Genomic DNA, 21,874 nt, shown 5'->3' with positions numbered 1-21,874 from the left:
TGATTAAATTATTAATTGAATAACTCATAAGCGCAGCTGAACACTTGGTTCAGGAAAAAATTTCAACTGCGCTACAGAGTACAAACATGAAAAAAGTCTGATAATGTTAGTTTTATCTATTTCTTTAAAAGTTTTTGTTTGTAGATTTCCCCTTTTGTTTCTATGCTCAAAACATAAGTTCCAGCTGGTAAATCACTTATATTTAATGTGACTATATTTTTTCCCGTAAAATCATTTTTAACTTTTTTTCCCGTTAAGTCATGAATAGTAATGTTATTCAAAGGAAATTTAGATTGGATATGGACAAAATCGGAAACGGGATTTGGATACACTTTCAATTTAATCTCTTCCAATTCATCCAAACTCAAAGGATCTGCTGCGAGTGATAACACCCAAAGATCATAATCACCTTTATTCAAATCTATATCGCCATCATCAGAAAGTGTGTAGCCTACAATTTTATACGAGCCGTCCTCTGCTACCGCAAGCCCTCTGCCATAATCACGATCTGAACCACCCATGCTTTTTTGCCAAATCAATTCTCCTTCAGCATCTACTCTCATCACCCAGAAATCAAAATCTCCTTTATTTTCGGTCAGATCTCCGTCAGAAGAATTTGAGTATCCATGGGCAACAAAACTGTCATCGGCAAATAATTCTATCCCTCTGAATTGCTCCGATTCCGAACCGCCATAGTTTTTCTCCCAGCTTAATTCTTTGTTGGCATCCAATCTCAGAATCCATGCGTCTGAACCTCCATTTCCATCCGAAACATCACCGTCTTGAGAAGAAGTAATGCCGGCAATGAGGTAGCCGTCGTCCGTCGTTTGTTTCAGATCAAATGCATCTTCCACATTGCTTCCTCCAAAAGTTTTCTGCCATAAAAGCGTTCCGTCAGGTGAGATTTCCAGCAACCAAATGTCACCGTTTCCTTTATTTTCTGTTACATGGTTGTCATTGGAAAAAGTTTGCCCGGCTATGAGGTAATTTCCATCCGAATTCTGAATCACAGCTTTGGGCGTGTCATTTTCAGAACCTCCATACGTCTGATTCCATTGGATAACGCCTTGGGCATTTATTTTGACAACCCAAACATCCAATCTTCCAAAATTTTGATTTAAATCTCCGTCTTCAGAATCCGTGAAACCAACGAATAAAACCCCGCCATCTTCCGTCTCAATCAAATCGACGGCGACATCATCGCCCGATCCTCCATAATTTTGAACCCAATCTGCTCCTCCATTTTCATCCAGTTTAAGCATGATGGCATCTATACCTCCTTTATTTGCTGCGAAATCATTGGACATACTTTCGCCCGCTATAAGCAGACCATTATCGGTAGTTTCAATGATCGCGCTTGCGGCGTCATATTGAGAACCTCCTCTTGTTACTTCACCGTAGAGTTCCCCATTGGGTAAAATCTTCACCAGCCAAATGTCATTTCCGCCGTGGTTCGTTGGAGAATCTCCGTCCGCAGATTCGGAATTACCAATGATTACAAAATTCCCATCTGAAGTAGGAATAATCCCCATCCCGCTGTCATACAAACTTCCACCAAAAGTCTTTTGCCATTGTAAATAGGGTGTTTGAGCAATTGATAATGAACTTATTAGCAGGACAAGCAGTTTATATATATTTGCTGAATTTTTCATTTTTCTAATTTTTAATTAATTTGAGTGTTTTCCATGCTTTATGCGATCTGATTTTTACCACGTAAACTCCTTTTTCAAATGGAGTCGAATTAATTTTAACCTCTTTTTGATTAAATTCTTTTTGAAAAATCAATTTTCCCGCAACATCATAAATCAAGACTTGGTCAATCATTTGATCAGACGAAATGTAGAATTCATTTTTAACAGGATTTGGATATAAGTGAATCGAAGTTGAAATAAAGTCTTGAACATTCATATTTTCGGAGGTAAACTTCCATAGTTCCAGTCCGTCATTGGTAAAATTAGCATTGAAATAAAGACTATTCTGGTATTCAAATAACTGATAAGCTCTTCGCATGGGACCTGAATTAGTGGGCTCAGAACCGGGCGCAATTTCAGGTGCTATTTTTTGGGTTCCTGCCTCCGTGCCATCTGTTACCCAAAATTCTATTCCGTTTGAGCCGTCGTCTGCCGTGAAATATAGTTTTTCATCATAAACGGTAAAAAATCCCGGAAACGAATCAGCAGTAGGATGAATATTTTTCAGCATCATGGTGCCAGCTTCCGTTCCATCTGATACCCATAGTTCAGACCCATTTGAATTGTCATAAGCTGTAAAGTAAAGTTGGTTATTAAAAACAACATAATCTCTCGGGGAACCATTTCCGTGTAACGGATAAATATCTTTGACCATCTGCGTGCCCGACTCGCTGCCATCCGTTACCCAAAGCTCAATGCCATGATCTGATGTGCTGGCGGAAAAATAAAGTTTATCGTTCATGATAATAAATCCGTTTGGATTGGAACCCTCTATGGTGTTTATATTTTTAACCATCTGCGTTCCGGTCTCTGTGCCATCTGTGACCCACAATTCATCGCCATCAGAGCCGTTGTCAGCGGCAAAATAGAGTTTTCCATTGTAAGGCGTAAAATATTTGGCAACAGAACTGCCATAGCCAGGTCGGATATCTTTCAGCATTTGCGTTCCGGCTTCTGTGCCGTCTGTAACCCATAGTTCTCTACCATTGGCTACATCGCCATAGGCAGAAAAGTACAACTTACCATCAAAAACGGTCAAAAAACCTGCTCCGGCTCCCTCGCCTGGATTACCATTGATGTCTTTGAGCATTTGTGTCCCGGCTTCGGTACCATCTGAAACCCAAAGTTCCCGTCCATGTAGATCATCGTTTGCTTCAAAATAGAGCTTCCCGTTATAAACCGTAAAATAATTGGGAGAAGAATCGCCGGATGGGTTGATGTCTTTTACCATCTGTGTTCCGGCTTCTGTTCCATCGCTGGTCCAAAGTTCATGACCGTTCACACCGTCAGTGGCAACGAAATATAATTTGTTTTCATAAACCGTTAATCCACCCAAATTGGAGTTTCCTAAAGAATTTATATCTTTTACCAATTGCGTTCCTGATTCGCTGCCATCGCTTACCCAAAGTTCTTTTCCGTCATTTTCAGAATTGGCTTCGAAATAAAATTTGCCATTGTATGCCGTAAAAAATAAAGGTGATGAATTTCCGGTAAGATGAATGTCTTTTACCATTTGGAATTCTTGTGCATCTGCTAAAGAGATTGCACAAAAAAAAGTTAGTATCAATATGATTGATTTTTTCATAATCTTGATTTAATGAGGTTATTTTTTTTAATAGAAAAATTATTCTTTGTTGTTTTCAATCGTAAAATTATTTATGTAGTTCAATTTAAGATTCTTACCTAAAAAATTCTTTTTATTACTTTGAATTTACAAATTGTACAATTCCTTCTATTTTAACTTCTTCGCCGGAAATATTTTCTTTAAACAATCCGGAAAAACTCATGTTCACATTTCTTTTAGTGAATGTATGATTGATCATTTCGTCTTTGATATTTACATCTTCATAAGACTCGACTTTGGTCTGTCCGCTGATCGATGTGAAATGATAGTCCTTTCCATCTTTTTTTAATTTGAATTCTAAAAATGTACCTTCCGTTGCATCAGGATTGGCGCTGAGGGCTTTGGTTTGGTTTCCGTCCCAGCTGATGTTTGCAGTAGAATTTCCTTGTTGAGGATCCACAAAAGTTACGGAAGTCAACTGTACATTGCCGTTTTCATCAGCTCGGAATCCATCGTAGGTACTTACATAATCCGGAACAGAAAATTGCACACCTTTTAAAGTTCCTTTCTGGATTGTTAAACTGTAATAGGATTGATTTTCCAAATCGGATTTGTCGATGCCTAACTCTTCGGCCACTTTATTTTTGGCATTTTCTTCAGGATTTTGTCCGCAAGAAATGACCATCGCAAGGATGCAAAACATCATTGACGAGAATTTTAAGATTTTTTTCATGATTTGATTTTGTTTTACTAATTAAGAATCCCTTTTACATTTGCATCCGTTTGTATTGAGAGGTGTTGATGGAATGATTGGTTTTGGAAATTTCCCGGACGGTCATGGAAGTACTGAAGTTGTTTTGTTCATCGACAGTATTCATTTCCATCATAAATCCATTTTGTAAAACTTTGAAACTGGGTAGCTTTTCGCTTGCGTTTTTCCCAACACTGAGAAAAGCTTTTGAAAATTGACTCATATCAATATCCACTTCCGAACTAAACCAGAATTCTCCTTTTAAATTCTCAGATATTAATTCATATTTATCGCAATTGTAACCGGCAATTTTTTTAGAACCCGGTACTTTTTTGAACGTGAAATCATCTTGATCTTCCTCTTCCGAATTTCCGAAAATCGCACCAAACATATCCATGGAAATTACCTGCATGGTTTTGTCTTTATTGGAAAACATAATCATCGCATTTTGTTTCATGTCGTAAAGGATAAATGCGTTTGCATCAGCAGACATGTCCACTCCCAAAATACCTTTATCCGTACCGAAGTAATACGTAAGTTCACTGGATTTGTTTTGATTTTTATCCCTGAGGGTATACAAAACTTTCTGATTGAAATGGTATTTTCCTGCAACTTCGATATCAGCTGAAGACTGCATGGCGCCCATCATGTCTTCGATACTGATATCAGTCGATTTATTATTGGCCTTCTTATTTTCCTTTTTGTTGTTTTTTTCTTTTTTAATTTCCTCGTTGATCGCATCTTCGGGTGTATCAAAAACCTTATCTACACCTTCTTCTATTTTACGGTCTAATTTTGCTTCTTGTTCTTTTGTTTTTTTATCAATTTTTCTTTCAACCGCATTTTCTACTTTCTCACCCAATTTTTTTAGAAATTGAGCATTGCCATTGATTCCGCATCCGATAAAGAACACCAGAGTCATGAATTTAAAAATTGTTTTCATATCTGTATGAATTTAATCTTGGTAAAATTTAGTGTCAACCGTGCCCGTAACTTGATATTCTTCAGGATCATTGGTTCCCGTAATACCTCCCGTAAAAACACCTGTAAATGAAATTTTAAATGAAGCGGTAGAACCTTCCGTACCTACTTCAAACCTTTCAGAACTACAATTTCCGGAAATACTTTCCAAGGTATAAACCTGTCCTTGATGGCTGAATATGATGTTTAATTGGGAATCTTCAATATTGTTTCCGGAATTATCGCCCAACGGACGGATGTTGTTATTATCTTTTAGAAAATTCCCTGCAATGGTTTCAGTTCCATTCGATAATGAAAAATAAGCTCCCATGTAAGACGAGTTGGGAATAGGCGTATAAAAATTATAAATTTCCTGATTGGGAACCGTGGCTGTAAAAGTTTCACCATTCACTCCGGGACCAGTGATTGTAAAGGTGTACGAATGATCTCCTCCGGTCTGACCGGGTTGGTCGCCGTTATCATCGCTTGAACAAGCTGTGATTGCAATGGCAAATAAGCAAATAAATATAAATTCTAATTTTTTCATGTTTTGTATTTTTTAATTGTTATAAACTTCTATTTCCCCTTCCGTTATCTGAAAGGTTTCGTTGATGTTGACTATATTCCGGAAAGTCCCCGAGAAGCCAACTTTAAATGTAGATTTTCCTGAATTGGTGACACCGAAAGGAAATGTTTCCATAAAATAGGAAGTACAGGTTCCGGAAACACTTTCCAGTGTATAATTCTGTCCTTGATGCGTGAAATTCACAAATATGACGGAAGTATCCTGATTATCCGTTTCATTCAGAGCTAAAGGTTGTATGATATCACCTAAGTAAACAAAGTCGGCTTTGATTCCCGGATCGTTGTTCTGATGATAGGCAGAGACCACAACATAATCATTTTCAGGCTCAAAATAAGCGAGTCCACCTCCATGGTCATCATACGGAATTCCAAATGCATACGTAGCGTTCGCAATATCGTTTCCATTGACTTTAAATGTGTAACGATGCGTTGGGTTGTCATCTCCCTGAGGGGCGCCTGGATCGTTATTATCATCACTACCCGAACAAGCAATCAAAGAAACTGAAAGGACTGCAAATGCAATGAATTTCTTAATTATTCTTTTCATATTTATTTGTTTAAAGGTTAAACTTCACTCCAGCAGCGATGACGAATTGATCAAAGTCACTCAAAATGTATTTTACTTCAGCAAAGGGAAGAATTCTGCCTCCTAAATTGAAATTGGTTCCGGCTCCGATGTTAAGTCCGACTTTTCCTTCGCTGGTACTGCCATCTCCCAGAATACCAAAATCAATGTCGGTTTTCACATGGCTGTAATTGACTCCCGCCAATCCGTAAACGCCTAAAGCATCTGTGGTAAGGAAATAATAATTGGCGTTTGCATTGAATTCGAAAACATTCGTTTTGATAAAGTCATCATCCTTTGGCAGATAAAAAACAAAAGAGGGAGAAACAGTCAGGTTTTTCATAACCGGAAATTCGGCGTTGACTCCTACGCCAAAAGATTCTATTTCAGAACCATAACCGACTAAAGCGCCGATACGAATGTCTTCTTGCGCCTGAACACCTATTGATATCGTGATGGTCAAAATGAAAATTGATAGATTTTTTTTCATAACTTCATTAATTAATTTATAATTGTTAACATTTAGCTCTGACGATACAAAGCGATTTCTTTAATTAGTGAAGGAAAAAGGAAAAAGTAAACATCAGAAAAATAAAATGCTTACCAAAATGTAAATTTCACACTAATGAATAAAGACTATCAGATAATTAGCTTATTGAAAAAAGGTGATGAAAAAACAATTCAGCATTTTTATAAAGAACACAAATCTGAATTTTCACGTTTTGCAAGCCGATATGAGATGGCCAAAGATGAGATTTCAGATGTTTATCAAGATGCTTTCATCGCACTTTGTGAAAACGCCAGAAAAGGAAAGTTGGATGAACTGAACAGTTCACTGAAAACCTATTTTTTTGCCATCGGAAAGTATATGATTTTTGGAAAAATGAAAAGCGAGAAACCTGCTGTTTTAAATGAAGAATTAAAAGATTTTCAAATAGAATGGGAAACGGAGTCTGATTTGGAACCTGATGAAAACGTGAACCTTTTGAGAGATAACCTCAAAAAATTAGGAGGACAATGTCAGCAAATCCTGACTTTGTTTTATTATGAAGAAAAAAAACTGGATCATATTACGGAAATCATGAAGTATGAAAATAAAGATGTAGCCAAAAGTCAAAAAGCCCGCTGTTTGAAAAAACTAAAAGAACTTATAAAAAACCAATCATGAATCATGAATACTTAATTGTAAAAAACTTTGAAAATTCTCTCACAGAGGAAGAAAGAGTCATTTTTCAAAATCTTTTGGCAACGGATGCTGAATTTAAAAAAGAATTTGAATTCCGATTACAGTTAAAGAAAGCCATTACCCTGAACGAAAGAGAAAAATTACGTGAAAAATTAGTTCAAATAGAAAAGAATAATACGCCTAGGAAAATGAGGTTTATTTGGTACGCAGCGGCTTCGGTTGTGTTATTTTTAGGTTTTTATTGGGCATTTTTAAATCAAAATCATTCTACGGAACAGTTGTATCAAGAATATTATGAAGAATATCCAAACATCATACATTCAACCGTCAGAAGTGGAAATACTGAAAATGATCTGAAGAATCAAGCTTTTATGGCGTATGACAATCGTGAATTTGAAAAATCCTCTGTTTTATTTGAATCCCTTTATAAAAAAAATAAAGAAGAGTATGCACTTTTTTATCAGGCGAATTCCTTATTGAGCGAAAACCATACGGAAGAAGCTGTGAAAATCTGGGAATCAAATGCTTGGACAGAAAAATTTGCGGACAAAGTAACCTGGTATCTTGCACTTGCCAAATTGAAACAAAAGGATGTGGAATCAGCCAAAAGACTACTTCAGGAAAACTTAAAATCAAATCGATTTAAAATTCAGGAAACCAAAGAATTATTGGGAAAATTAGATTGAATTAGAATTCTTTTTTTTGAATACGAAAAACAAAATTGCTGAAATTACCAATCCGATAATAATCCACCAAATCCAGTCCGGTTGCGCATTCAGAGAACTCGTATCACCTGTTACGATAAATCCTGCCCAATAATAAGGATGTTTCAATTCTTCCACCTCTGTATTCTTCAGATAATTCAATTTTGCTTCTTGCAAAGCTGCATCTTTGGTCTGACCCGCTTTTAAATTTTCATAAAATGAAAGCATGATTTCCGGTGTTTCCTTGTCCGGAATCTGCCAAAGGCTCATCAGGGTGCTTTTTACACCGGAAAAAGTAAACGCACGTGAAATACTTATCACTCCTTCACCCGCTTTCACATTTCCTAAACCTGTATTACAAGCACTTAATACAACTAACTGAGCCGGCAAATCAATTTCATAAAACTCATGAAAATAAAGTCGTTCATTTCCCTGGAAAATCAAATTGGACTGATTGTTATCTGTTTCATCCACCACGGCATGCATCGCAAGGTGAACAATATCTACATCTTTGGCAAATTTCAGAAAGTTAGTTTTTGATGCTTTTTGCCCATCATAAAGCTGACCGTCCCATAATTTAGAAATTTGATTTGCTTCTTTTTTTGCTCCTCTTAATTCTACGTTTATTTCCTGAGCATTTAGAAGAGAATCTTTTTCAAAACTATTTTCTGAATATTCCGGCGAAAAGGCAATGAAATTGGAAGTGTTAACTTTTCCTTTCTGACGTTGTATATTCCATAATTTAAGTGAATTAGAGTAACTGATTTGTTTTTTTTCCAATAAAAAAAAATCCTTTTCATCCATCAAAGTTTCAAAAGGCAAATAGCTCAAAAAGCTGTCGTTGATGAAAATAATTTTTTGATTTTCTTTTAGATTCAAAGGTTCGACCAAAATTTTATAAAGTACTTTGGAAAGTTGTTTGTACTGAGGCGAACGTTCTTTTAAATTTTGCAGATACAGCCCGACCTGCTGGCTCAAATAGTTTTCTGAAACCAATGTTTTCCTGATTTCAGCTTCTGTTTTTGTTAATTTCAAAGTGTATAAACCGAAATCCGTTACGATATGTTTGATGATGATTTCATCCTTTTCTAAATCAGATTGTATCGCATCTAAACTGATGCTGCTTTTGGTAAAATTGTGAAAAGACCGGAACTCCGTTTCCAGTTGAGCACTGAGTTTTGTAATGCTGTCTTTTTTAATTTTTAATTCATTTTTTAATTCATTCAAATCTGATTTATCATCCTCATTTTTAGTTTGTAACTGTAGTTCCAGCTTTTGCGTTTCATTTTCCAGCTGGATGAGATTTTCTTTCAATTCGATGGGGAAATTCAAAAATCCCTCAGATTGTTTTTTGATAAAATTGGTCCATAAAAAATCGGAATTGTTCATTTCGATTAATTCCATCGCTTCTTTTTGTTTATCCTTTAAAATAAACGAACAATAAAGCAGTCCATCGGTGATAAAACGGTGATGAACCGATAAATAATCATTGTAAATATTTCCCTGATATACAGAAGAAAACAATTCGGAACTCATCCGAAAAGCTTCATAAGCCTTCTGCAAAATTTTCTTGTCCTTCAGGTCTTCATAAATTTCGATGTAAATATTTCCCACTTCATACAAGTCACGCATGGCATATACACCCTGATAGGTCTCCTTTTCTGTTTTGTAGGAATTCATCATCTGATCAAAATGTTTGACTGCATTTTCAAATTCACAATTGTAGAAATAAGACGACCCCAGATTTTGATGAATGGTCACGGCATAGGTATAATTTTCATACTCCGGATTTTTCAGACATTCTTTTAAATAATAAATGGCTTTTTCCAAATTTTGACTTTGTATATAATGGTAGGCGAAAAAATAGCTTACATCTAGGATTCCCCATTGAAAATTATTTCTTTGATTGATCTCCAATACATCTTCAAAATAGGGAACGGCTTTTTCATAATCCTGCAAATAGCGGGTATGGTAAAGTGCCATTTGGATGTACAGATTATTGATCGACCATAAATCTTCTTCGTCATAATCCGTTTTCTGTTTGTCAATTTCCTTTTCAAACAGATTGAAATATTTTGTGACTTCCTGATGGTTTCCTTCTATGATCGGGACTCTCAGGTTGGTCAAAAGATAATTGGCATAATTAGATTTCAAAACCAAATGTTTTTCTTCTTCCAACTTCATGAAATTGGCATCTTCTTGATTGGATTCAAAAACGAAATTGCTTTTTTTCAGGTATTTTTTAGCCATTTCCATATCTCCATAATAGATGTAGGAATGGACAAACAACATGAAGACATTATAAACCCACTGTTTATCCGTAATTTCATTTTGATCAATGATTTGCTCTGCTTTTTCCAAAGCTTTCATCTTTTCATTAAAATTGTCCACCTCATTATTTACATACGCAATCAGGTAATAAATTTTTAATTTCTGATCGGAATGAGATCGGGATATTTTTTTTTCAATTTCCAGGGCATCATTATAAATGGAAAGAGCTTCTTTGTAAAGTTTGAGGTGCGAGTACATGGAACCTAAATCCAAAAGAATCTCAATTGCTTCATTTTGAAAATAAAATGAGGTAAATTTTTTAGAAAATTCAAGTGCTATAAGTCCTTTTTCAATTGCCTTTTCTCTTTCACCTGAATCCATTAAATCTTTGTAGTCTCGTTTCATTTCCTTTAATATTTCTTTTTCACTTTCAGTCGAAACCGAAACAATTTCTTGTATCGCAATAGAAGATGATTGCGAACCTGAAATCAAAAAAAAGCAAGCAATTAATAGAGAGAGGTACTTCATGTTTAATGATTTTATTAATAATTTTTGAAAAAAATTCAATTTATAATAATATTCAAAAAAAAATTATCTTCGCTAAAGATATACCTAATTTCCATTGAAATTATTATTCAAAACGCAAAAAATAAAACAATCTATTATTGTAAATCGTCTGCAAAAAGTGGACACAATTTTTAAAAACTTAAGGAGTGTTTTTCAAAATTTTGAAAAGTCATAAGCATAAAAAAAATACCTGTAATTAATTGATAATCAAAGGTTTTAAAGATTTTTGAGTGATTTTGAAAACTTTTATTTTCTTACTCAGCGGAGAAAGAGGAATAACTCATTGAATCCGAAAAAGGAAGTACTACAAACAAAAACCATTAATGCTTCGCATCTATTTTTTTATTCAAAACCATTTGAAAGCAAACTTTTTACGCTTTTTTCACATAAAAAAAACCGACTGGATTCCCAATCGGTTTTTCTTTGCGGAGAAAGAGGGATTCGAACCTCTCTCTTCAATCTTGATATACATTGACTTTTCGATTTAAAAATCTATAGTGCCATGATTTATATTTTATAAACAAATTTCCTGTAATGAATTAATTCAAAGAACTATTTTTTTCAAAATTAATAAAAAAATTAAACTTATTATATTATTCTAAATTTCAAGTTTAGAAAAACATAATAGAAAAGTTATATTTTATTTTAAAGCCTATCCTTTTAGGTTTAACACCTGAATCAATTCTATAGCTTCCTCCTCGATCCACTCTTCCTTAGAAATTAGCTCTTGAATTAATTCGATCTGTTCTTCTGCGAAATCAGCTTTTACTAAACCTGAAAACTCTGCTTTCTTCCATTTACTTTTATGATGCTTTACAGATACAGGTAGTCTTTTGGCATTTGATAATGGTTGTATTATCTCAATGTTTTTGGCTTTCGCATCAAAAATTTTCTTTATTTGAGAATAGATAGAAAGACCACTATAATCCCAATCACAGAAATAATAAAGTGGCAATTGCAATTTTTCTGAGGGAATATCTAACAAAGGTTTGGTATTTTGACCACCTACATACCACAGCTCTATATTGTTTTTCTTGTATTCTATCGGTACTTTAAGACAATCTAAATTTTCACATAAAACGATAACTTTAGGATCCAGACAATCTACAACAAATCTCCATTGTTGATTTTTGGGATCTTTTTCCGGAAACTCATTAATTTCTAATAATTGCAAAACAGCATTTTTTAAGCTTGGTTTATTCTCTAAATATTTTGAATTTGCATATTTGAAAACCTTTGCAGAAAATTTCTTTTGAGTTGTAAGGTTCTTTTGAAGTTCCGTTTTATTATAATAAATGAAAATTAAGGCTTTTAGGTCTTCTTCTGTAAAAGGCTTTTTTGCATTGTTTTCTATTCCTGACTGTTCAAAAAAAGCGTTATAGTAATTATAAGTATCTAAAAACTCTTGTTCATAGAATTGTGGATATCGATGATTTGCTTCAATAATAGAGTGATTGCCTGATTTATACTTAATCAATTTTTTTTGTGTGAACAATATCTGGTTAATATAATCATTGTTTAAAATTTTCAATTTAGTTTTTTTCTCTGTATAGAGTTGATGTAAACCTTTTAAATATTTCCATTCGACATTTTTCATTATTTATCGATTTAATTAGTTGAGCCAAAAATAGGAATCGGATCATAATTTATTTTTTCATCTTCCTGACTATTATGGAGTAAATATATGTTTTGTTTTTCAGCATCAATTTTATTTGGATTAATAGAAAGGGACAGTATCTGATAATCATTTGCACGAGCAATCTTATAAAGCATATCAAAATTACTTCCTAAACCTTCTGCTTCGTCGATCGCCATAAAACGAATGGATTCAACAAACTTATTCTTTGATTGTTTGTTTAATAAAGACAATTTTGCAATACATAAAAGGGAAATAGCTGCATACGTTTGGCTGGTACTTCCGTCATTCTTTTTACCTTGACTTGTCTTAATTGAAAATCTCAAACTATAATAAGATTTTGGGTTTAATAAATCTTTAATTGTAGGTTTTAAACTTTGTGAACCTCCTGATCTATAAAAAGCTTGTAATAATTTATCTTTTAATAAAGGGTATTTTTCCAAATCATTTGAAATTCCTTTTTCGGATTCAAATAAAGAGTCATTAATACCCAATTCAAAATCTTTGTTAATGTTTTCTGTGAATTCATTCATCCAATTTGGGGAAAAAGAATTTTCATCATAATAATCCAAACTTACTTTATGTCCTCCAGTTATTTTTGTTTCTTCGGAATTCAGAAAGTTATGTATTTCCCGAATATTATTCTTTTGTTCACTTACTTCAACTCAAAGAAGTTTTCATACTCTCTTGTCAGATTATCTTTAAGTGTTGTCAAATCACTTCTATACCTATTTAATCCAGAATATACTACTTTACTTTGTTTAAAATCTTCCTCAATGGAGTTTTGAGTGTATAAATTGGAATATTCGAAGAAATCTTCTTGACTTGTTTCGTACATTTCGTGAGTTTCGAGTTGTTCTTCCAAATCTGTTTGAGTATTCCACGCTTTTAGATACTCATCAGGATTTTCTAAATTCTCGAAAACATTTTTTAAAATGTTTTTTTCTTTAATCTCTTTTTCTAAGCTTGTAATACCATTCAGAATACTTGTGGTCTCCTTTTCAAAATATTCCTTTATCTTATTTTTATCTTGGGTGTTGAAAATTGGAGAAAAATCCGTTGAAAAGAATTCGATAACACCATTGAGATTAAGCCAAAACGCCTTATCTTCACTTTTATATACAACAATATTGTTCAGCAATACTTCAGGAGTAGGGATATATCTTTTTGAGGAATCAACAGGAGTTTCTATTTTGACACCTTCATTCTGATATTTACGAATAATCGCTTCCTGATTCAAGTTTAATTTATCCGGTGACTGTAAAGCCCAGTGAGCCAAAGAATGTTTGTCATCAATATTATTTAAAGTTTTGAGTTTATTTTTAAGCTCTAAATCTGTTTCTAACTTCTCAAGTTGTTTATCAATTTGATTGACGATATTTCTCTCCTTATACTCATTACTTTTGAATGCAGTAAGAATATTTTTAGATTTTAAAAGTCCTTCTAATTCCTTTATTTTGTTTATAGTATCTTTGGATTTATGGTATTTATTGAACTTTTCTATAAGTTCTTCTTGTGAACAATTAAAGGCCTGCATCCAAGAGAAGAATTTTTTCCTTTTGGAAACTTTGTCCTCTAGCTCGTTTTTGACTTTAAAAGCTTCTTCCCATTTTGGTTCTACTTTTTCTAACTCTGTTTTTGTCCAAGTAATTTTTTCGTAAATATTTTCTTTTAACGAAGGAAATGATTTCAGACTGTAATAATAATCATTTAACAGAGTTTGAAGTTTATTTGAGTTTATGGAAATTTGATTTGTATAATAGTTATAGGAAGATTTTAAATATAATGTATGAGTATTTTCTTTTGCTTTCTTTAAATCCAGTAATTCACTAAGATGATTTTGTTTGGTGGTTAATGACTCTATTTCTTCTAAATTATTTTCAAACTGTACCGTATCCTCTTGTAATTCTTCTACGGTATCATAAAACTTTTTAATTAATTCCTGTTCTTTATCATCTCCAAATAAGAAAGATTGTAAGCTATAACTTTTACTTACATCCAAAGATTCTCTGGAAAATGCCTGTATGATTTTAGCATAATTATCCAATGTTTTAGTGTTCAGAGAAAGATCTATCGGTAATATATTGTTGTTGAAAAGTATCTTATGATAATTGGATGTTCTTTCCCAAGATACACAAGTCAGGCTTAAGTTATTTTGTATGTGCTCTTTTAATTCATTGATTGGATAAATGGTGTTGTTTTTTTGAAAATCTTCAACTCCTAATAATTTCGAAAATGGAATCAACTGAGTATCCGTATCAAAATTATTTCCGTCCTGAATGATAAACATATTGGAAGTACCTGAACTCTCCAAATAAATACCTATAACCAAATATTGATTTTCAGCCTTTTCAATATTGATAAATGCATAACCCATATCAGTTCCTTTACCCTCAGTTCTTAATACCATCGTATGAGGTTTTCTTGGACGTGTACTTTTCGTTGGTGAATGAAATGCTTTTGTTCCAACACAAATCAATTGCAGAAGGTCAGAAATCATACTTTTTCCTGCTCCTCCTTCTCCAACAAAGTCGGTTCTGAAAGGACTGAATTCATAATCAAAATTCTGATGATGAATAATTCCCAAGGTAGATAACCTTTTTATTCTCGGATAGTCTTTCATTTCAATTCATTTAGGGTTTCATCAATATTCAGGATATATTCTTCATAAACCTTTATCAGCCTGTCAAAAGCCGGAAGTAAACTAAACTCATCCTTGCTTAATTCAATCCAGCCAATTTTTCTGAATTCTTCCAATGCTGACTGGATTGTATTATCTATTGTGTTATCATTAAGATTTCCCGGAGTAGTATTTCTTGATTTTGCAATTAGTCTATATATTCCCGGTTTGTAGTCTTCATATTCGATTCTTATTTTTTCTTTTAGTTTTTGAACTGAATCCAAATCGATTTCTTTATCAATATAAATGATTTTATAGATGATAAAACCAATGATTACATACTCACTTTTCAATATTTCCCTATGTCGGGAAGATATGTTTCCACGACTATTTCCGTAAAAATCTAAATAGAAATAGTTAATTGGTTTTTCACCTCCTTCAGAAAGCTCTACATCGAAAAAATCCTGATAATAAAGCCTTAGGCTGTCAATGTTTTTATCGATAAAATTGAAATGACGTATCTGATTACCTTGTTTCTGAAAGTGCATTCCATCTTTTAAAAGATAGTCAATTTCTGCAAAAAGTTCTTTTGCATTTTCTGCATATAAAAAATCACTTATTGTAGTTTTGTTATCGACATTTTCCATAGTGATACATTTTTAAATTCATCTTTTGTTTCTAATGATTTTTCTATTGCCAACCGTAATTTCTCAGGATTATTGTATGTGTATTTTATCAAATTAAAAAGGGCAGTTACTGCTATCTGACTGTTGTTTTCTTCTTTCAGAATTCTAAAAAACACTTCCGATAAATTAAGTTGACCTCTTAATGCTATTTCAGATAGAATAAGATCCTCCCATTTTCGAATAGTATCAATTTCCTTAATTTTCGCTAGTACTTTTTCCTTGTTTTTACTGATAACACTTTCGTTCTGTTTATACTGTTTTCTTTCTTTGGGCTTAGGTGGAAACAGTTCCTTATCTCTACTAATTATGGTAAAATTCGGTGTAGGTATATGTACAACAGGACAGGGAATTTTCTGAGGAAAAATAATATTTTTTTTATTATCCAGTTCGCTATTCTTAAGAAGAAATGAAATAAATTTTTCAATTTTGGAATTAAAAGCAGGCTTGTTTAAAGTCGAGAAAAGCTGGCGAATTTTAGGCTGAATCCGGTCTAATTTCCGGTCAATTGAATTTAATCGGTCATTGATATATTTAATAAAAGAGTGTACCTCAGAAATCAAACCGTTAATCTCATTATCAGAATTATCTTTCTGTTCCAATAATCCTCTCATAGTTTTGGTTTCAGAATAAGCGGATCGTAATTCTTTTACGTGAGATTGTGATTTTGTCAAACGTTCTTCGGTTGCTACTAAAACATCAATAAAACTTTGGTTTAACAGGTTGGTTTCTTTTTTTAAATCTTCAATAGATAAAGAAATCTGGCGATCAAGAAAGTCTATTTGTTCTCTTAAATCAGGTTCGTATTACTTGAACTCCTCTTCTAACCAAAATCTAAGGTCATTCGAGTTTCTTAAAGTGTTTGTCAGGTGAATACAGATTTTCTGGATCCGGGTTGGATTAAATGCTCCCTGTAAAGTTTCTTTTGCGTGCTTACAAAACTTATACGCATAATCTTTGAAATAGTACTTTTGAGTTTGTTGGTCATAATCCAAGAAGTATTCCTGAAAGTTCATTATCTGCTCACTGTATACTTCTTTCGGATAACGCTCTTTGGTTATATAGATCTGTTCAAAGGCTTCGTGTAAGTCTTTTTCTGTGAATTTACCGTCTTCAAAAGTTTTGTTTTCAATCTTCTCGAAAATTAAGACAATAGCCAATCCTACTTCTCTTTTAGGGAAAAGAAGTTTATACGTTTTGTCCTCGTTGAGTATTTTAACGAAGTCAAAGTTTGGATTGTTTTTTTTACTCATTTTAACTCAAACCTTCAATTTCTTTTATGATTCTATCCTTTTCTTTTTCTAAGTACTCTCTTCTTGCATCATTACCAAATATTTCAGAGTACATTTCAATTAATTTGCTTTTAATAATTGGCTCATCTATTATTTCGATTACCCTTTTATGATTTTCTTTTTTAGATGATAACTTATCGAATTTATTTACTTGTAATTTCTCATTTTTCAATTGCTCTTCTCTAGCTAAATTTAGCCAATCAATTGTTTCAGAGATTTTGCTTTTAGCATATTCTCCTATTAGTCCATCTCCTATAAAAAAAGAGTCGGATAACAAATCTGAAATGTTGGCTGCAAATGTGTTTGTGCTTTTAAATCTGTCTAAGCCAACAGGTTTTCCTTGTTCCAAGAACAGAACATTTTGTTTTGGTATATCTGATAATATAAATGGAGAATGTGAAATTATTAATATATTAATACCTCTTATATCTCTCAATCTTAGCTTGCTTATTTCATCAATCAACCTTTTAATAAACAGTTTTTGAAATTCAGGATGAAAATAAAGTTCTATTTCATCTAAAATAATATTTACATAATTGTATTTATTAAGATGGCTATCTCTTTCAACTGAGTTTAAGTTAGTAAGATGATAGAGAATTGTACTTATAGAATGAATAAGCTGTCTTTCTCCTGAACTTATTCTATCCAATAAATCTATTTTATTTTTTGAAAACAATTTTGTTTGAAAAATAGGAGGAGGAAGCAATTCAATAATTGGAGTATTTTTATCAGATTTTAAATTTAATTCTTCTGATAATTTTTTGATATTAATAAAATCTTCGGTTATATATTTTGACCATATTTTTTCGTAGTTCTTAATAAAATTGATGATTTGTTTTAATTTGAAGATAATATGACTTTGGCTATTTTCAATTTTACTTAGGAATGCTTTTATATCAATTGTATAGAATGTTATTCTTTGTTTATCTTGTTCAATTATAAATTGATTATAACTTACATATTTTTCGCAAATACTTATAATTTTATAAAGAATATAGAGGTCTATTTTATATTGAAAATCAGGGATTTCTATTTTATCGATACCATATTTAGTTTTAAACTCCTTTAAAACAACTTTTAAATTTTTGTATAGTGTAGAAGGCGTTCTGGTATTATTCATATTAAAATTTATACCATATTCAGAATTTAATAATTTATAAAAATCATTCTTTATCTCTTCTTCCTCTTCATATTGCCTTCCTTCTTGCTTATCATTAAGTGCAAAAAAAGTTTTAGAATTTTTAAAAATTAGATTTAAGTATTCCGTTGGCAAATTATCTGTAATCCTAAATTTAGGATTAGAAAGTATAATAGACAATAACCTTTGTTGTAATAGGTAGCTCTCTGTATTAATATTAATTATTCCTGCCCAACCATCTTGTTTGCTTTCTCTTTTTGGATTAATTACAACAGGAATTTGATAAGAATCATTTTTATGGAATAAATAATCAATCCAATCTCCAATTTCCCAGGAATTAAAAGCATAAACAGAATAACTTATTACTTCAGAATAAAAAAATTGTTTTAAATCAAATTCACTTTCCCCTTTTATGTTTATAGTTTTGAATGTAAAGTCATTATCATTAATAATTATTTGAAAAAAAGTATTGTCTATCTGATAAAATATCTCACAATGAATTATACTTTCATTATCTTTTTCTTTGTTAGTTGATTCGAGTTCTGCCGTTGTGTTCAAAAAACCGTCATCTCTAAGTTTTAGAGAGATTTGATTTATGGAGGCTATAAACAAATCTATAATACTACTCTTGCCGCTACCATTTTTACCGATAATAGCAGAAATATTAATTTTAGTAGAAAAAAAATCAACAGGTAATTTTTCTATTTCAACAATATTATCTACAATTTTGTACTTTTCAGTCTTAGGTAAATCATCAATTCTAGTTTGAGAATTATAAAACTCATAATTGTCATAGAATTTATAAATCCTATTCATTTCTAAATTTTTAAGAAATTTCACACCACATTTTTCAAGTGGCCTAATTGCAAGTAATTTAAATCCCATTTTTCTTTAAATGTTTTAATATTCCCAACTCTTCTAAAATATCCTTTTTCATTTTGCTCAAAGGTCGTCTGTCAAATTTTGTTTCATCTATATAAGTTCCGAAAGCCAATCGATATATTTCTTCATCTGAAATAGAAGTGTCTTTCAAAATATTTTTCTTGAGTATTTCTAAGTATTTATCAGAATAAACATCTCTTAATCGTCTCAAATCAGTGATTTCATCTTCGTGAGTTTCATAAATCTCTATTAATTTAAAGGCTTCTGTTGAGTCTTTAGAAAATTTATTATTATGCTTAATTTTAAACTTAAAAGTTGAGTAGTCTTTATGTTCATAACTAAATTTAAAATCCATTTTTAGATTGTCATCGTTATGTTTAATATATGGATGAAAGTGTGTATCAATCTGAAATGAATTATTTCCCTTTACACCACTATTACAAATAGAGCAACTCGGTATTAAATTAAAAAAGGATAATGCGAGTAAAGGATAATCACTTTTTGAAAACCAATGATCAAAAGTAGGTCGGGTTATTTTGGAAGGATTTATTACAGTTTTAGTATAGATTCTATTACAATATGTACAAGTAGGAATATCAAGATTTTCTGCTAAATTATACGCATCGTACATAGTTTTCTTTTTTTGGTCGAACCAGCCTTGATATTTGAAAACTTTTTGAATAGTCGTTGTAAGTGCTGGTGTTAGATGAGGCTCAACTCTATTATGACATTCCAATAATTCTATTGGATTCCCTTTTATTATTGTTTCTAAATATGGATTAATGTAATTATCAAATGCTGATACTATGGGTAAATCTGTAATGTCATTAATTTTCTTACGAATTGAGTCTATTAATCCTTCATAATGCTTGTCTTTTGCATCAATAATATGGGGAAGATTTATATCAATGTAATTCATTGTAATTTATCTCTTTTTTCTGTTAAAAATCTTATTTCATCATTCAAAATTTGCCTTTGAAAATCATTTGAATCTTCCAATTCAGAAATCATTTCAGATAGTTTAATTTTTACAACAGGTTCATCAATAATTGATATTACTTTTTTGTGATATTCTAATTCTCTTGAAAAAGAATCTCTATTTCTGCTTTTAAGTTCTATATTATTATTAATCCACTCTATTGTTTTTTCAATCTTCTCTTTAGCAAAATCTCCTATCAATCCATCATTAACAAAAAATGAATCAGCTAATAAATCACTAATGTTTGCTCCGAAAGTTTTGGTTGGTCTTTGTTTGGATATCTGGTCTAAGAGTTCTGTTTTTCCGTCAGTTGTTTTGTATAAATAAACAATATTATTATTGGGTATGTCTGATAAAGTTAACGGGTCGTGTGTTGTGATGATTATTTGAATATTTTTACCTTTAAAAATAAAAGGTATGACCTGTTGAATAATATTTATATACCTTTTTTCCATTCCGGATGAAATCCTAAATCTGCTTCATCCAATAATATAAGAAAATTGGTGCTTAGCTTTTTTCTCTTATTAAAAATACTATAATCCTTATGTATTTTGTTTTCAGTTCTGAAATTGAAATCATTTAATACAGAAAACAAATCATACAGACCTTTTTCTCCTGAACTTAAATTTCGAGAAGGATTAAAGGTCATTAAAACTTTTTTATCGTAAGCAAAATTATCTCTGAATGCGAGTAGGAATTTTTCATAAGCTTTGTTTATCTCTAATGCCTGTGAAAAATTTACATCAAATTCAGTCCAATTATCTATATCTTCATTTTCAGGTAAATAAGATAAAATTGTTTCAATAAGGGTTTTTATTTCATCTGTAGGGAAAAGAATTTTATCACTTTTTTCAGATAGCTGAATATACGAATTTTCTAAAAACCAATAGAAAGCATCCTTTGAATTAAGAGCTTCTTGAAACACCTTACTATCTATTGTTTTTCCACCATTTATGTAGCCCTCTTGTAAATATTTATTTCCTGAACGTTCAAGTATGTTCTGGACTTTAGATATTACTCTTCTTATTACTTCTAACTCTAATCTAATTTTCTTTCCTGCTTTCTTCTTTTGAAACTCTTTAACCCCTATTATATCTATTATAGCTTGTTCCCGATTAGTTCTTTCGTTATCTATTTTTTCTTTTAAAGCTTCAAAAAATGGTCTAAATTGATATGATGTATCGTGTGATTCAATATGTATGTGGTTAATTTTTATTTTTATTTTATCAAATGTGGGTAAAGACATTTTTTCGAGTAGGTTGTTTAGATCCTTTAACTCAATAAATTTTATCCATCTTTTTAAATTTTCAGAATTGTGTAATTCTAACAAAGTGGCCAGGTCTAAATTTTCGTGCTCCGTATCATCAATCATCATTTGATGTTTAGACAAATCTCTAAAGTTTCCATTTTCGGAATCAGAAATGTTTATATTAAAAAAAGCTGAATAGTAGATGATCTCATTTATTTCAGCATTATCAGAGATAATCTGCTCATCTGAATCTAGGACTTCATAAATAAATTTATAAAATGAGTAATGTCCCCTTAAAGAATTTAATATAGTTGTTTTTCCCGTTCCGTTCTCACCAACAATAGCAGAAACCAATTGAATATTGTTCAACCAAAAATTTTCAATGTATTTTAGGTTATCTTTTTTTTCTTTTAGAACAATCTGATCTTCGGAATCTTCTTCAAATGTATAAATATACTTACCACCAAAATTAATAGTTTGTCCTTTATGGTCTTCACCAAAAATATGGGGTAAAATTCCGCCTGGAATATATATTGCTGATAATCTCATAG

At 31.9% G+C, this 21,874-nt stretch carries 20 protein-coding genes; 2 read left to right on the top strand and 18 right to left on the bottom strand.

Translation table 11 applies throughout. From position 1 onward, the window contains the following. Positions 1-116: 116 nt before the first annotated feature. From HU137_RS11550 to HU137_RS11520, 7 genes are all read right to left on the bottom strand, one after another. A complete protein-coding gene (locus tag HU137_RS11550) occupies positions 117-1,652 on the bottom strand; it encodes a T9SS type A sorting domain-containing protein (protein ID WP_182044005.1) in 1,536 nt (511 codons plus the stop codon). A gap of 4 nt (positions 1,653-1,656) precedes the next feature. Then, on the bottom strand, positions 1,657-3,276 hold the full coding sequence (locus HU137_RS11545; protein ID WP_182044004.1) for an ELWxxDGT repeat protein: 1,620 nt from the start codon (positions 3,274-3,276) through the stop codon (positions 1,657-1,659). Between the two features lie 115 nt (positions 3,277-3,391). Then, positions 3,392-3,988 (bottom strand): hypothetical protein, encoded by a 597-nt coding sequence (locus HU137_RS11540; protein WP_182044003.1) that lies wholly within the window; start codon positions 3,986-3,988, stop codon positions 3,392-3,394. 34 nt (positions 3,989-4,022) lie between these two features. Then, the gene (locus tag HU137_RS11535) at positions 4,023-4,949 is read right to left on the bottom strand and encodes a DUF4412 domain-containing protein (RefSeq protein WP_182044002.1); all 927 of its coding nucleotides are present in this window, start codon (positions 4,947-4,949) and stop codon (positions 4,023-4,025) included. A gap of 12 nt (positions 4,950-4,961) precedes the next feature. Continuing rightward, complete coding sequence (locus tag HU137_RS11530) at positions 4,962-5,513, bottom strand: hypothetical protein (protein ID WP_182044001.1); 552 nt, start codon at positions 5,511-5,513, stop codon at positions 4,962-4,964. 12 nt (positions 5,514-5,525) lie between these two features. Beyond that, positions 5,526-6,098 carry a hypothetical protein gene (locus HU137_RS11525; RefSeq protein ID WP_182044000.1) on the bottom strand — a complete coding sequence of 191 codons (573 nt, stop codon included), beginning with the start codon at positions 6,096-6,098 and terminating at the stop codon, positions 5,526-5,528. Positions 6,099-6,108: 10 nt separating this feature from the next. Continuing rightward, entirely contained in the window at positions 6,109-6,606 is a 498-nt protein-coding gene (locus tag HU137_RS11520) for an outer membrane protein (RefSeq protein ID WP_182043999.1), read from the bottom strand. Positions 6,607-6,741: 135 nt separating this feature from the next. Between HU137_RS11520 and HU137_RS11515 the strand changes: the two genes are divergently transcribed. Beyond that, positions 6,742-7,284, top strand: coding sequence for an RNA polymerase sigma factor (locus HU137_RS11515; RefSeq protein WP_182043998.1), 543 nt, complete (start codon positions 6,742-6,744; stop codon positions 7,282-7,284). Continuing rightward, positions 7,281-7,988 carry a tetratricopeptide repeat protein gene (locus tag HU137_RS11510; protein ID WP_182043997.1) on the top strand — a complete coding sequence of 236 codons (708 nt, stop codon included), beginning with the start codon at positions 7,281-7,283 and terminating at the stop codon, positions 7,986-7,988. The genes HU137_RS11515 and HU137_RS11510 overlap by 4 nt, the downstream gene beginning before the upstream one ends. Here HU137_RS11510 and HU137_RS11505 read toward each other — a convergent pair. The 11 genes from HU137_RS11505 to HU137_RS11460 all read right to left on the bottom strand — a co-directional run bounded on the left by HU137_RS11505 (position 7,980) and on the right by HU137_RS11460 (position 21,872). Next, the gene (locus tag HU137_RS11505) at positions 7,980-10,805 is read right to left on the bottom strand and encodes a CHAT domain-containing protein (RefSeq protein WP_182043996.1); all 2,826 of its coding nucleotides are present in this window, start codon (positions 10,803-10,805) and stop codon (positions 7,980-7,982) included. The genes HU137_RS11510 and HU137_RS11505 overlap by 9 nt on opposite strands. A 691-nt stretch (positions 10,806-11,496) precedes the next feature. After that, positions 11,497-12,441, bottom strand: coding sequence for a hypothetical protein (locus tag HU137_RS11500; protein ID WP_182043995.1), 945 nt, complete (start codon positions 12,439-12,441; stop codon positions 11,497-11,499). 11 nt (positions 12,442-12,452) lie between these two features. Then, on the bottom strand, positions 12,453-13,013 hold the full coding sequence (locus HU137_RS11495) for a hypothetical protein (protein ID WP_182043994.1): 561 nt from the start codon (positions 13,011-13,013) through the stop codon (positions 12,453-12,455). Between the two features lie 122 nt (positions 13,014-13,135). Beyond that, the gene (locus HU137_RS11490; protein WP_182043993.1) at positions 13,136-15,103 is read right to left on the bottom strand and encodes a hypothetical protein; all 1,968 of its coding nucleotides are present in this window, start codon (positions 15,101-15,103) and stop codon (positions 13,136-13,138) included. Next, on the bottom strand, positions 15,100-15,747 hold the full coding sequence (locus HU137_RS11485; RefSeq protein WP_182043992.1) for a condensin complex protein MksE: 648 nt from the start codon (positions 15,745-15,747) through the stop codon (positions 15,100-15,102). Before HU137_RS11485 ends, HU137_RS11490 begins: the two co-directional genes overlap by 4 nt. After that, positions 15,717-16,397: a hypothetical protein gene (locus tag HU137_RS13020; protein ID WP_246361552.1), complete on the bottom strand. Its 681-nt coding sequence runs from the start codon at positions 16,395-16,397 to the stop codon at positions 15,717-15,719. Before HU137_RS13020 ends, HU137_RS11485 begins: the two co-directional genes overlap by 31 nt. A gap of 192 nt (positions 16,398-16,589) precedes the next feature. Then, positions 16,590-17,036, bottom strand: coding sequence for a hypothetical protein (locus HU137_RS13015; protein WP_246361551.1), 447 nt, complete (start codon positions 17,034-17,036; stop codon positions 16,590-16,592). A gap of 1 nt (position 17,037) precedes the next feature. Further along, positions 17,038-19,098: a hypothetical protein gene (locus tag HU137_RS11475; RefSeq protein WP_182043991.1), complete on the bottom strand. Its 2,061-nt coding sequence runs from the start codon at positions 19,096-19,098 to the stop codon at positions 17,038-17,040. Continuing rightward, the gene (locus tag HU137_RS11470; RefSeq protein ID WP_182043990.1) at positions 19,088-20,014 is read right to left on the bottom strand and encodes a hypothetical protein; all 927 of its coding nucleotides are present in this window, start codon (positions 20,012-20,014) and stop codon (positions 19,088-19,090) included. Before HU137_RS11470 ends, HU137_RS11475 begins: the two co-directional genes overlap by 11 nt. After that, complete coding sequence (locus tag HU137_RS11465) at positions 20,011-20,529, bottom strand: hypothetical protein (RefSeq protein ID WP_182043989.1); 519 nt, start codon at positions 20,527-20,529, stop codon at positions 20,011-20,013. Before HU137_RS11465 ends, HU137_RS11470 begins: the two co-directional genes overlap by 4 nt. Beyond that, positions 20,511-21,872, bottom strand: a complete 1,362-nt coding sequence (locus HU137_RS11460) for a P-loop NTPase family protein (protein ID WP_182043988.1) — start codon at positions 21,870-21,872, stop codon at positions 20,511-20,513. The genes HU137_RS11465 and HU137_RS11460 overlap by 19 nt, the downstream gene beginning before the upstream one ends. Between the last annotated feature and the right edge of the window lie 2 nt (positions 21,873-21,874).

Origin of the sequence: Moheibacter lacus (genome assembly GCF_014042165.1) — a bacterium.
Classification (GTDB): Bacteria; Bacteroidota; Bacteroidia; order Flavobacteriales; family Weeksellaceae; genus Moheibacter; species Moheibacter lacus.
Note: the sequence above shows the minus strand (reverse complement) of the source record. Positions and strands in the feature narration are given on the sequence as shown.